General features: G+C 58.8%; 14 protein-coding genes and 1 tRNA gene. 6 read left to right on the top strand and 9 right to left on the bottom strand.

The features are described from left to right. The coding region (cysE, locus tag JV201_RS04955) for a serine O-acetyltransferase (RefSeq protein WP_003210306.1) at positions 1–779 on the bottom strand (779 nt) is incomplete at its 3' end. Between the two features lie 2 nt (positions 780–781). Further along, the gene (gene trmJ / locus JV201_RS04950) at positions 782–1,552 is read right to left on the bottom strand and encodes a tRNA (cytosine(32)/uridine(32)-2'-O)-methyltransferase TrmJ (protein ID WP_003210307.1); all 771 of its coding nucleotides are present in this window, start codon (positions 1,550–1,552) and stop codon (positions 782–784) included. Positions 1,553–1,697: 145 nt separating this feature from the next. On the opposite strand from trmJ, the gene suhB reads away from it, so the two are divergent. Next, the gene (gene suhB / locus JV201_RS04945) at positions 1,698–2,513 is read left to right on the top strand and encodes an inositol-phosphate phosphatase (protein ID WP_003175971.1); all 816 of its coding nucleotides are present in this window, start codon (positions 1,698–1,700) and stop codon (positions 2,511–2,513) included. 51 nt (positions 2,514–2,564) lie between these two features. Here suhB and JV201_RS04940 read toward each other — a convergent pair whose 3' ends face one another. From JV201_RS04940 to queA, 6 genes are all read right to left on the bottom strand, one after another. Continuing rightward, positions 2,565–3,113, bottom strand: a complete 549-nt coding sequence (locus JV201_RS04940) for a glycine zipper 2TM domain-containing protein (protein WP_003210309.1) — start codon at positions 3,111–3,113, stop codon at positions 2,565–2,567. 123 nt (positions 3,114–3,236) lie between these two features. Then, on the bottom strand, positions 3,237–4,151 hold the full coding sequence (secF, locus tag JV201_RS04935; protein ID WP_003210311.1) for a protein translocase subunit SecF: 915 nt from the start codon (positions 4,149–4,151) through the stop codon (positions 3,237–3,239). 9 nt (positions 4,152–4,160) lie between these two features. Next, positions 4,161–6,029, bottom strand: coding sequence for a protein translocase subunit SecD (secD, locus tag JV201_RS04930; RefSeq protein WP_219406593.1), 1,869 nt, complete (start codon positions 6,027–6,029; stop codon positions 4,161–4,163). A gap of 62 nt (positions 6,030–6,091) precedes the next feature. Continuing rightward, positions 6,092–6,430 (bottom strand): preprotein translocase subunit YajC, encoded by a 339-nt coding sequence (gene yajC / locus JV201_RS04925; protein WP_219406592.1) that lies wholly within the window; start codon positions 6,428–6,430, stop codon positions 6,092–6,094. Between the two features lie 43 nt (positions 6,431–6,473). Next, the gene (gene tgt, locus JV201_RS04920) at positions 6,474–7,589 is read right to left on the bottom strand and encodes a tRNA guanosine(34) transglycosylase Tgt (protein WP_003210314.1); all 1,116 of its coding nucleotides are present in this window, start codon (positions 7,587–7,589) and stop codon (positions 6,474–6,476) included. A 5-nt stretch (positions 7,590–7,594) separates the two neighbouring features. Then, positions 7,595–8,644 (bottom strand): tRNA preQ1(34) S-adenosylmethionine ribosyltransferase-isomerase QueA, encoded by a 1,050-nt coding sequence (gene queA / locus JV201_RS04915; protein WP_008438293.1) that lies wholly within the window; start codon positions 8,642–8,644, stop codon positions 7,595–7,597. Between the two features lie 108 nt (positions 8,645–8,752). Here queA and JV201_RS04910 point away from each other — a divergent pair. Then, positions 8,753–8,837: transfer RNA gene (locus tag JV201_RS04910), tRNA-Leu, on the top strand. Between the two features lie 94 nt (positions 8,838–8,931). Further along, positions 8,932–9,261: a hypothetical protein gene (locus JV201_RS04905; RefSeq protein ID WP_219406591.1), complete on the top strand. Its 330-nt coding sequence runs from the start codon at positions 8,932–8,934 to the stop codon at positions 9,259–9,261. 8 nt (positions 9,262–9,269) lie between these two features. Here the strand turns inward: JV201_RS04905 and JV201_RS04900 are convergent, their stop codons facing one another. Then, positions 9,270–9,905, bottom strand: a complete 636-nt coding sequence (locus JV201_RS04900) for a LysE family translocator (RefSeq protein ID WP_102605677.1) — start codon at positions 9,903–9,905, stop codon at positions 9,270–9,272. Between the two features lie 157 nt (positions 9,906–10,062). Between JV201_RS04900 and JV201_RS04895 the strand changes: the two genes are divergently transcribed. From JV201_RS04895 to JV201_RS04885, 3 genes are all read left to right on the top strand, one after another. Next, positions 10,063–10,431: a PH domain-containing protein gene (locus tag JV201_RS04895; RefSeq protein ID WP_003210321.1), complete on the top strand. Its 369-nt coding sequence runs from the start codon at positions 10,063–10,065 to the stop codon at positions 10,429–10,431. Positions 10,432–10,468: 37 nt separating this feature from the next. Further along, a complete protein-coding gene (locus JV201_RS04890) occupies positions 10,469–10,789 on the top strand; it encodes a hypothetical protein (RefSeq protein WP_008438441.1) in 321 nt (106 codons plus the stop codon). A gap of 125 nt (positions 10,790–10,914) precedes the next feature. Then, on the top strand, positions 10,915–11,782 hold an 868-nt coding region (locus JV201_RS04885), incomplete at its 3' end, for an S-type pyocin domain-containing protein (RefSeq protein WP_219406590.1).

Raw genomic sequence — 11,782 nt, 5'->3', positions numbered from 1 at the left:
CCAGCCTTGGTGGCGCTTTCGTCCTTGATCTCGGCAAAGTCTTCCTTGCGCAGCTCAGGCAGATCCTTGGCGCAGTAGCTGCTGCCGAGGTCTTTCAGGGCGCCGCACATACCGTCCAGCTTGCCGTCCACCGCTTGCAGGTGATCCAGCAACTGACCGATGGCACGCGCTACCGGGTCAGGCATGTCTTCGCTGACGCCATAGGCATCGAAGCCGATCTTCTCGGCCATGGCCTTGCGCTTGGCTTCCTGCTCATCACCCACTTCCGGCTTGACGATGATCCGCCCGGGAATGCCGACAACCGTTGCGCCAGGCGGTACAGCCTTGGTCACCACAGCATTGGAGCCGACCTTGGCGCCCGCACCGACGGTAAACGGACCGAGCACCTTCGCGCCCGCCCCGACTACAACGCCATCTTCCAGCGTAGGGTGGCGCTTGCCTTTGTTCCAGGTTGTGCCGCCCAGGGTCACGCCCTGGTACAGGGTCACGTCATCACCAATCTCGGCGGTCTCGCCAATAACGATGCCCATGCCGTGGTCGATAAAGAAACGACGGCCGACCTTGGCGCCCGGATGAATCTCAATCCCGGTCAACCAACGGCCGAAGTTCGATACCAGCCGCGCCAGCCATTTCCAGCCCATGCCCCACAAGGCGCCGGACAGGCGATGGATCCAGATCGCATGCATGCCCGGGTAGCAGGTCAGCACTTCAAAGGCATTGCGCGCCGCCGGGTCACGGTGGAAAACACTCTGGATATCTTCTCGCAAACGCTCGAACATTTTTAATCCTTCCGCTTAAGAAGCTCGCCACGGGCCGCTTTCTGGGTTTCCGTGAGGATGCCACGCAATATATTCATTTCCGCTCGGCTGACCGAGCTGCGTCCGTATAGCCGGCGCAGACGCGCCATCAAGTGCCGCGGTTTTTCCGGATCGAGGAACTCGATGGCCACCAGGGTTTGCTCCAGGTGCTCATAGAATCGCTCCAGCTCGTCCATGGTGGCCAGCTCGCCACTCTTGGTCGATGCAACCTCGTCCTTTTCAACCTTGCTTGGCTGGCCTTCAGCGGCCAGCCAGGCCATGCGCACTTCATAGCTCAACACCTGCACCGCTGCCCCGAGGTTCAGCGAACTGAACTCAGGGTCTGATGGAATGTGCACGTGATAATGACATCGCTGCAGCTCTTCATTGGTCAGGCCGGAGTCTTCACGGCCGAATACCAAGGCGATTTCAGCGCCGCCGGCGGCCTCTTCCACGACTTTGGTCCCGCATTCGCGAGGATCCAGCAGCGGCCAGGGGATGCGACGGTCGCGAGCGCTGGTGCCGAGCACGAGGTTGCAGCCGACCAGAGCGTCTTCCAGGGTGGCAACGACCTGGGCTTTTTCGAGGATGTCATTGGCGCCGGACGCGCGCGCATCGGCCTCGTGGTGCGGGAACACCCGCGGCTCCACCAGCACCAGGCGCGTCAGCCCCATGTTCTTCATGGCTCGCGCCACGCCGCCGATATTGCCGGGATGACTGGTATTGACGAGGACGACACGGATGTTTTGCAGCAAGGGAGGCGCTCTCGGACACGGGAAAGGGGAGCAAATCTTACAGAACAGCCTAAGGTTATGCCATGAAAGGTAACGTCGTCCTTCACCTGAAGAAAGTTTCTGCTAGAATGCTCGGCTTTCTTTAACAACCTTAGGTGACACATCCATGCAGCCCATGCTGAATATCGCGCTGCGCGCCGCCCGCAGCGCCAGTGAATTGATCTTCCGCTCCATCGAGCGCCTGGATACCATCAAGGTCGACGAAAAAGACGCCAAGGATTACGTATCCGAGGTGGATCGCGCCGCCGAGCAGAAAATCATCGACGCGCTGCGCAAGGCCTACCCTACCCACGGCATCCTCGGTGAAGAAACCGGCCTGCACAAAGGTAGCGGCGAAGGCGAAGACTACCTGTGGATCATCGACCCACTGGATGGCACCACCAACTTCCTGCGCGGTATCCCGCACTTTGCCGTGAGCATTGCCTGCAAATACCGTGGCCGCCTGGAACACGCCGTTGTGCTGGACCCGGTTCGCCAGGAAGAATTCACCGCCAGCCGTGGCCGTGGCGCCCAGTTGAACGGTCGCCGCCTGCGCGTCAGCGGTCGCACCAGCCTCGACGGCGCCCTGCTGGGTACCGGCTTCCCATTCCGTGACGACCAGATGGACAACCTGGAAAACTACCTGGGCATGTTCCGCGCCCTGGTTGGCCAGACCGCCGGCATCCGTCGCGCCGGCGCAGCCAGCCTGGACCTGGCGTATGTCGCTGCCGGTCGTTTTGATGCGTTCTGGGAGTCGGGCCTGTCCGAGTGGGACATGGCTGCAGGCGCACTGCTGATTCAAGAAGCGGGCGGCCTGGTGAGCGACTTCACCGGTGGTCACGACTTCCTGGAGAAGGGTCACGTGGTTGCCGGCAACACCAAATGCTTCAAGGCAGTCCTGACGGCGATCCAGCCGCATCTGCCGGCTTCGCTGAAGCGCTAAGCGAGCGAGCACAAAAAAGCACCCCTCGGGGTGCTTTTTTTATACCTGGGATTACTGCTGCGGCTGGTTCTGACCGATAACCAGGCGCCCTTCCTTGTCGACGGGGATCTGGTTGCCTGGATCACGATCCATGCGCACGGAGCCTTCCTTGCCGTCCAGGGTGTAACGTACGTCGTACCCGACAACCTTGTCGCTGATGTCATTAACGGTATTACAACGAGTTTGCGTGGTGGTGTAGGTATCGCGGTTCTGCATGCCTTCCTGAACCTTGTTACCAGCGTAACCGCCACCGACCGCACCGGCCACGGTGGCCAGCTTCTTGCCATTACCGCCGCCGACCTGATTACCCAACAGGCCGCCCGCCAGCGCACCGACCACCGTACCGACGATCTGATGCTGATCCTGCACAGGTTTCTGCCGGGTTACGGCAACATCCTTGCAGACTTCACGCGGGGTTTTAATCTGGGTTTTCACCGGCTGCACCGCCAGCACTTGCGCATACTCAGGGCCGCTTTTTACCAGGCTGTAGGTGGCAACAGCACCCCCGGCAGTCACACCGACAGCACCCAATACCGCACCAACCAGTAACGACTTGTTCACGTGAACCTCCTGACCATCACAAACGGACCGAACGATCCGCGCTATACCCAGCCTTGGAGCAAAAAAAAAGGCGCGAGTTCAATACTCGCGCCTTATTTGTAACAGCAGATCAACAATCACCCATCAAGGGCGGTCGTCGACCTCCTTGCCGGTGCTGGCAGGAGGGATCAAGTCTTCGCTGTTGAGGTTCAGCCAGATCAGTACCACGTTGGCGATGTAGATCGACGAGTAGGTACCCGCCAGCACGCCGATGAACAGCGACAGCGAGAAGCCCCACAGGTTGTCGCCACCGAACACCATCAGTGCGGCAATCGCCAGCAAGGTGGAGATCGAAGTCGCCATGGTGCGCAGCAGGGTCTGGGTGGTGGAGATGTTGATGTTCTCGATCAACGTCGCCTTGCGCAGCACCCGGAAGTTCTCACGAACCCGGTCGAATACCACGATGGTGTCGTTGAGGGAGTAGCCAATGATTGCCAGCACCGCCGCCAATACCGTCAGATCGAAGGTGATCTGGAAGTAGGCCAGGATACCCACGGTCACGATCACGTCGTGGATCAGCGACACAATGGCGCCGACACCGAACTTCCACTGAAAGCGGAAAGCCAGGTAGATCATGATGCCGACCAGCGCCATCAGCATGCCGAGGCCGCCTTGGTCACGCAGTTCTTCACCTACCTGCGGGCCCACGAACTCGACGCGCTTGACCGACGCCGGGTTGTCGCCGCCGACCTTCTGCAAGGCCTCGGCTACCTGGTGACCCAGTTGCGGGTCTTCGCCCGGCATACGCACCAGCAGGTCAGTGGTTGCACCAAAGCTCTGGACGATGGCTTCGTGATAGCCGGCCTTGACCAGCTCGTTGCGCACCAGGCTAACGTCGGCCGGCTTCTCGTAGGTCAGCTCGATGAGCGTACCGCCGGTGAAGTCCAGACCGTAGTTCAGGCCCTTATGGAACCAGCTGAACAACGCCAGAACGGTAAGGAGCATGGTGAAGCCGAACGCAACGTTGCGAACGCCCATGAAGTTGATTGTACGTAACATGGCAGCCCCTTAAATCCACAACTTCTTGAAGTCACGTCCGCCAAAGATCAGGTTGACCATTGCGCGGGTCACCATGATGGCCGTGAACATCGAGGTAAAGATACCGAGGGACATGGTCACCGCAAAACCTTTGACCGGGCCGGTGCCCATGGCAAAGAGAATCCCGCCGACCAACAGGGTGGTCAGGTTGGAGTCGAGAATTGCAGTAAATGCCCGGCCGAAGCCTTCGTTGATTGCCCGTTGCACGGTCATGCCCGCAGCAATCTCTTCACGAATCCGCGAGAAGATCAGTACGTTGGCGTCAACCGCCATACCCATGGTGAGTACGATACCGGCGATACCTGGCAGGGTCAGCGTTGCACCCAGCAGCGACATCAGGGCCAGCAGCATCACCATGTTGCCCGCCAGCGCGACGGTGGCGATGACGCCGAAGAAGCGATAGATGGCGATGATGAACAGGGAGACGAACAGCATGCCCCACAGTGCAGCGTCGATACCCTTGGTGATGTTGTCAGCACCCAGGCTCGGGCCGATGGTACGTTCTTCAGCGAAGTACATCGGGGCGGCCAGGCCACCGGCACGCAGCAGCAGCGCCAGTTCGGATGACTCACCCTGGCCGTTCAGGCCGGTGATGCGGAATTGAGCACCCAGCGGCGACTGGATGGTCGCCAGGCTGATGATCTTCTTCTCTTCTTTAAAGGTCTGTACCGGTACGTCTTTCTCGACGCCGTCGAACACTTGCTTGGTGTAGGTGGTGACAGGACGCTGCTCGATGAAGATCACCGCCATGCTGCGACCGACGTTGCTGCGGGTTGCGCGGCTCATCAGTTCGCCGCCGTGGCCATCCAGGCGGATGTTCACTTCAGGCGTACCGTGCTCGCCGAAACCAGCCTTGGCGTCGGTCACCTGGTCACCCGTAATGATCAAGCCACGCTCGATCAGTGCAGGTGGACGATTGCCTTCACGGAACTCGAACTCTTCTGCAGTAGCACGGGTAGCACCCGGCTCAGCCGCCAGGCGGAATTCCAGGTTGGCTGTTTTACCCAGGATACGCTTGGCTTCAGCGGTGTCCTGCACGCCCGGCAGTTCAACCACGATGCGGTTGGCACCCTGGCGCTGAACGATCGGCTCGGCCACACCCAGCTCGTTGACGCGGTTACGTACCGTGGTCAAGTTCTGCTTGATCGAGTATTCACGGATTTCCGCCAGCTTGGCCGGGGTCATCGCCAGACGCAGTACCGCCTGACCATTGAGGTCGGCCGGAACAATGTCGAAATCGTTGAAGTTCTTGCGGATCAGCGCACGGGCCTGTTCGCGGGTTGCTTCGTCAGCAAAGCCCAGCTGGATGGCACCGTTGAGCTGCGGCAGGCTGCGATAACGCAGGCGCTCTTTACGCAGCAGGCTCTTCACATCGCCTTCGTAGACTTTCAGGCGAGCGTCGAGGGCCTTATCCATGTCCACTTCCAGCAGGAAGTGCACACCACCGGACAAGTCCAGACCCAGCTTCATCGGGTGTGCGCCGATCGCGCGCAGCCATTTTGGCGTGGTCTGTGCCAGGTTCAGTGCGACGACGTAGTCATCACCCATGACCTTGCGCACAACGTCTTTTGCCGGCAATTGGTCTTCTTGCTTGGTCAGGCGCAACAAGCCGCCCTTCGCATCAGCAGCCAAACTTGCCGCTTTAACCTGGATACCCGCGTCGGTGAGCGCTTTGCTCGCACGGTCCAGATCAGCCTGATTGACCTGCAGCGCAGTGCTGGCGCCAGTGATCTGGATAGCCGGGTCATCAGGATAGAGATTGGGAGCGGAATAAATAAAACCGATCGCCAGCACCGCCAGGATCAGTACGTATTTCCACAGAGGGTATTTGTTCAGCATCACGCCGCCCGCTTATAACGCGGGGCGCCTTGCGCGCCCCGTCGATTGGTAAAGGTTGTTACTTAGATCGCTTTGAGCGTGCCTTTTGGCAGCGTGGCAGCGATGGCGCCCTTCTGGAACTTCATTTCTACGGTGTCGGAGACTTCCAGAACCACGAAAGCGTCGGACACTTTAGTGATCTTGCCGGCGATGCCGCCAGTGGTCACGACTTCGTCGCCTTTCTGCAAGCTGCCCAGCAGGTTCTTCTGCTCTTTGGCGCGCTTGGCCTGTGGACGCCAGATCATCAGGTAGAAGATGACCAGGAAGCCGACCAGGAAAATCCACTCAAAACCACCGCCCATAGGACCGGCAGCGGCCGGTGCAGCGGCATCAGCCATGGCATCAGAGATAAAAAAGCTCATTTAGCACTCCAGTTGCAAATAGTGAATCTTAGGGTCGGAAAACTCAGTCCAAGGGCGGCACAGGCAGCCCGCGCTTGGCATAGAAGGCATCGACGAAGGCGGCCAATGTACCCTGTTGAATAGCCTCGCGCAAACCAGCCATCAGGACTTGGTAGTGACGCAAATTGTGGATGGTATTCAACATGCTACCCAGCATTTCCCCACACTTGTCCAGATGGTGCAGATAAGCGCGCGAGAAGTTCTGGCAGGTGTAGCAGTCACAGGTAGGATCCAGCGGCGATTCATCATGGCGATGGAACGCGTTACGGATCTTCAGCACGCCTGTATCGATGAACAGATGCCCATTGCGGGCATTACGGGTTGGCATCACGCAATCGAACATGTCCACACCGCGGCGCACACCCTCTACGAGATCCTCCGGTTTGCCAACGCCCATAAGGTAACGAGGTTTGTCAGCCGGCATCAGGCCCGGCAGGTAATCCAGCACCTTGATCATCTCGTGCTTGGGCTCGCCCACTGACAGGCCGCCGATGGCCAGGCCGTCGAAGCCGATCTTGTCCAGGCCTTCGAGCGAGCGCTTGCGCAAGCTTTCATGCATGCCGCCCTGCACAATACCGAACAGGGCAGCGGTGTTATCGCCATGGGCGTTTTTCGAGCGCTGGGCCCAACGCAACGACAGTTCCATGGAAATCCGCGCGACGTCTTCATCGGCCGGGTACGGCGTGCACTCGTCGAAAATCATCACGATGTCGGAGCCCAGGTCACGTTGCACCTGCATCGACTCTTCCGGGCCCATGAACACTTTGGCGCCGTCCACCGGGGAGGCGAAGGTCACGCCCTCCTCCTTGATCTTGCGCATGGCGCCCAGGCTGAACACTTGGAAACCACCGGAGTCAGTGAGGATCGGGCCTTGCCACTTCATGAAGTCATGCAGGTCGCCATGCTTCTTGATCACTTCGGTGCCCGGGCGCAGCCACAGGTGGAAGGTGTTGCCGAGGATGATCTCGGCGCCCGTGGCGACGATGTCACGCGGCAGCATGCCTTTTACCGTGCCGTAGGTACCGACCGGCATAAAAGCCGGGGTCTCGACGGTACCGCGAGGGAAAGTCAAACGGCCGCGGCGAGCTTTACCATCCGTGGCCAGCAATTCAAACGACATACGACTCATGATTGTTCCTCTGGGCCGCGCGGCGCCGGATTACGGGTGATAAACATCGCATCACCGTAGCTGAAAAAACGGTATCCGTTATCGATGGCGGCTTGATAAGCGGCCATGGTCTCGGGATAACCGGCAAATGCCGACACCAGCATCAACAGCGTGGATTCCGGCAAATGGAAATTGGTCACCAGGGCATCGACCACATGAAACGGCCGGCCCGGGTAGATAAAGATGTCTGTGTCGCCACTGAACGGCTTGAGCACGCCATCGCGCGCCGCGCTTTCCAGCGAGCGCACGCTGGTCGTACCGACCGCCACCACCCGCCCGCCGCGCGCCTTGCACGCTTCAACCGCATCCACGACGTCCTGGCTGACTTCCAGCCACTCGCTGTGCATATGGTGGTCTTCGATGTTATCCACACGCACCGGCTGAAACGTGCCGGCCCCCACGTGCAGGGTCACATAGGCCGTTTCAACGCCTTTGGCGGCAATCGCATCCAGCAGCGGCTGGTCGAAATGCAGCCCCGCCGTCGGTGCAGCCACCGCGCCCAGGCGCTGGGAATACACCGTCTGATAACGCTCGCGGTCCGAGTCTTCATCCGGGCGGTCTATATAAGGAGGCAACGGCATATGGCCGACGCGTTCCAGCAGCGGCAACACTTCCTCGGCAAACCCAAGCTCGAACAACGCATCATGACGGGCCAGCATTTCTGCTTCGCCACCGCCATCGATAAGGATCTTCGAACCCGGTTTCGGCGACTTGCTGGAGCGCACATGGGCCAGCACGCGATGGCTGTCCAGCACCCGCTCCACCAGGATTTCCAGCTTGCCGCCGGATGCTTTCTGGCCAAAAAGGCGAGCCGGAATCACCCGGGTATTGTTGAAAACCATCAAGTCGCCTGGGCGTAAATGCTCAAGCAAATCAGTGAATTGACGGTGTGCGAGGGCACCGCTGACCCCGTCCAGGGTCAGCAGTCGACTGGCGCGACGCTCGGCCAAAGGATGGCGAGCGATCAGCGAATCAGGGAGCTCAAAAGTAAAGTCAGCAACGCGCATGATGGGGTTCGTCTAGCAGGGCCGGGAAGTCTAGCGGAAATAGTGAAAATTGACCATGAAACGTGATTGACCAACGGTAATCTCATCTCTATACTTCGCCGCCATTGAGCCCTGATGGCGGAATTGGTAGACGCGGCGGATTCAAAATCCGTTTTCGAAAGGAGTGGGAGTTCGAGTCTCCCTCGGGGCACCATCTTAAAAAAAGACCTTGAAATTCAAGGTCTTTTTTTTCGCCTGCAGGAAAGTGATGATGGGCGGGCGAACGCGAGAAAAGAGGAACCTTGGCCATGGAACAGACGCTGGAAGCTGTAGCGCTTTTTGCGCTCAAGCTGGTGCATGAGACCGAAGGCGCGAGCCCGATTCTGCGGGACGACATGGTCATGGACGGCTATGAGCGGGAAGTGTTTGGCTTGCTGGTGCGCAAGGGCGATATCAACGCCATCCAGCATAAGATCGACGAGTGCCTGGCATTGGCCCTCGAATCCCTGGGCGGTGCACACACCGTGATGGGCCGCGAGCTGCAACGGCTTGCGGTGGATGCGCGCCAAGCGACGACACTCGAAGAACTCAATGCCCCGCTCAACGCACTCAAGGATTACCTGAAGGCGATTCTGTAATGCGCGACTTACCGCCTGCCTTCGACCGCCATGCGTACAGCCAGGCCCATCAGCACCGAGCCCATCAACCAGCGCTGTACGGTTTGCCAGACCGGTTTGCGGATGAAGAACCCCGCGATCGAGCCCGCCATCAGAGCGATCAGCCCGTTGACGCTCACGCTGATCATGATCTGCGTAAAGCCCAGTACCAGCGATTGCGACAGCACACTGGCGTGCCCGTTGGGGTCGATAAACTGGGGCAGCAACGACAGATACATCACTGCCACTTTGGGATTCAGCAGGTTGGTGACAAAGCCCATCATGAACAGCTTGCGCGGGCTGTCCTTGGGCAAGTCCCGCACCTGGAAGGGCGACCGGCCACCCGGCTTCACCGCCTGCCAGGCCAGGTAAACCAGATACAGCGCCCCGCCGAGCCGCAGCGCGTCGTAGGCATAGGGAACCGCCATCACCAACGCGGTGATACCCAATGCCGCGCAGAACATATAGACGACAAAACCCATCGCAACGCCGCCCAGGGAAATCAGCCCGGCCAATCGCCCCTGGCAGATCGACCGCGAAATGAGGTAAATCATGTTCGGGCCGGGCGTCAGTACCATGCCGAGCGAGATCAGGCCGTAGGCAAGCAGGCTGGAGAGTTCGGGCATGGTGTGGCTCCTTGACGACGTAAAACCTTGTAATGGCCGGCGGGTTGTTGGCGCCATGGTAGGTCGATAAAAGGAACGCCGTTAGATACAGATCCGCGAGCAAAACGTCATACACCGGTACCGGCGTCTGCTGCACCACTCACCCAAGGAAAGGCACATGATCGACTTCAACAACAAAGGCTTCTTCAAGCTCAAGCAGAACAACGAATACGCCGAGCGCGTTTCGTCATTGCTGCTGGATGATGAGCAGGTCATCGATTCCTATAAGGCCATGCGCGATGGGGTGGTGTTCACCACCAAGCGCATCATCGCCGTGAACGTGCAAGGGATTACCGGCAGCAAAAAAGACTTCACGTCCCTGCCGTACAAAAACATCGTCGCGTATTCGGTGGAAACCTCCGGGACGTTCGATCTGGATTCGGAGCTGGAGATTTACTTTTCGGCGGTGGGGAAAGTGAAGTTTGAGTTCACGGGGAAGACGTCGATTGTTGAGATATCGAGGGTGATTTCCAGGCATGTGCTTTGAACCGTTACGAAAACTCCGCTTTTAAGGATTTCCCACTATGGGCCCAAAAACCGCAGAGCTAATCGATGTGCTTGAGGAACTTGCCATCCTGCTGGAAAGTGATGGGGACAATCACTGGAGCCGATGGATGCGTAAGGCCAAAACCTTATTGCAAGCATCCGATTACTCCGGAATCACCTATTTGCGCTCTGCATACGGCGGAATGGGCTCGTTCAATGACCTCGTTCTTGGACAAAGCAGCGAAGGCGGCGTTTTTTTCTGGAAGCCTGGATACAAGGAGTTGAACGACCGGTTGGACGGGTTACGTAATAAAGCCGCGCAGTTGGGCGCGCAGATACAGCGCTCTCAGGCAGAGTAAACGTGCTTGAATCAATGTAGCGATTGCTAAAGTGACTTTTCCCACACCTCCCATCGAACAACGAGAATTTCAGGTTCTTCTCCGCTCTCATAGGCTCGCTTCCTTGCACAGGGAAGTGAGCAGCCATGACAGAGCGCGCGTATCCAATTACCGAAGAAGAGCAGCTGAAGCGGCGAATCCTGACGCCGCAGCCTAAGCAGATTCCGTATTCACCGTTCATTGATTTGTATGAAGCCCCTCCCGCGCCCACGCCTGAACCCGCGAGAATTCCAGGCCATGTATTCGCCAAGTCGTGCCAACTGCCCGACGGGATCATCAGCTACAACAACCCCACCGGTTATGTGCCGCTTGAGCTGATCAAGGATTACGGCCACTTCACGCTGTTAGGCGGACGGGAAGTGGACAGCCAAGGCGGCGTATCCCTCAGGAAAATCAGCGGTAGTGCCCTACCCGTTGGGCTTGGCCAGCTTGTGCTGCGTACATCCGCGTTGGAGTCCGCGGCTGCGGCGGTCGGTGCCGCCGCTGGGGGTTTGCTTGCAGGGCTGGTGGCGCTGGCCTGGCCGTCGGAGCTTGGCGACAGTGCGCTCTATAGCGAAGAGCAGCTTCGTCACCTGCAAAAAGCCCGTTCGCGGATGCGGTTGCATATCGAGCAACGCGCCGATGGGACGCTGAAGGGATATGGGTTTTACACCGGTAAAAATACCGACTGGCAGATGATCGATGTGGTGCAGTTTCAGAGTCGTGACAGTCAGTTCGTGGCGGATCTTGGCGAGGGTGTGGAGCTGATTTGGACGCCGGCCATTGATCCTGGCGACACCCTTGGCATACCGGCATTGGAGGCTGCACCACAAGCGCCGGTGATGTGGATTTATCCGCCGACGGAGGCTGCAAAGCAGATTCTGGTGAATCCGATTTATCCGCCGGAGTATCGGGATTTTATTCTGGTGTTTCCGGTGGAGTCGGGGGTTCGGCCGCTGTATGTGGTGGTTAACG

The sequence above is a fragment of the Pseudomonas sp. Colony2 genome, assembly GCF_019382755.1.
Lineage (GTDB): Bacteria > Pseudomonadota > Gammaproteobacteria > Pseudomonadales > Pseudomonadaceae > Aquipseudomonas.
The sequence above is the reverse complement of the archived record's forward strand: the minus strand, read 5'-3'. Positions and strand labels throughout refer to the sequence as shown.

Coding starts and splice junctions, on each gene's coding strand:
- suhB (WP_003175971.1), top strand. CDS start 1,698: ATGCAGCCCATGCTGAATATCGCGCTGCGCGCCGCCCGCAGCGCCAGT.
- yajC (WP_219406592.1), bottom strand. CDS start 6,430: ATGAGCTTTTTTATCTCTGATGCCATGGCTGATGCCGCTGCACCGGCC.
- queA (WP_008438293.1), bottom strand. CDS start 8,644: ATGCGCGTTGCTGACTTTACTTTTGAGCTCCCTGATTCGCTGATCGCT.
- secF (WP_003210311.1), bottom strand. CDS start 4,151: ATGTTACGTACAATCAACTTCATGGGCGTTCGCAACGTTGCGTTCGGC.
- secD (WP_219406593.1), bottom strand. CDS start 6,029: ATGCTGAACAAATACCCTCTGTGGAAATACGTACTGATCCTGGCGGTG.
- JV201_RS04900 (WP_102605677.1), bottom strand. CDS start 9,905: ATGCCCGAACTCTCCAGCCTGCTTGCCTACGGCCTGATCTCGCTCGGC.
- JV201_RS04895 (WP_003210321.1), top strand. CDS start 10,063: ATGATCGACTTCAACAACAAAGGCTTCTTCAAGCTCAAGCAGAACAAC.
- JV201_RS04890 (WP_008438441.1), top strand. CDS start 10,469: ATGGGCCCAAAAACCGCAGAGCTAATCGATGTGCTTGAGGAACTTGCC.
- tgt (WP_003210314.1), bottom strand. CDS start 7,589: ATGTCGTTTGAATTGCTGGCCACGGATGGTAAAGCTCGCCGCGGCCGT.
- JV201_RS04905 (WP_219406591.1), top strand. CDS start 8,932: ATGGAACAGACGCTGGAAGCTGTAGCGCTTTTTGCGCTCAAGCTGGTG.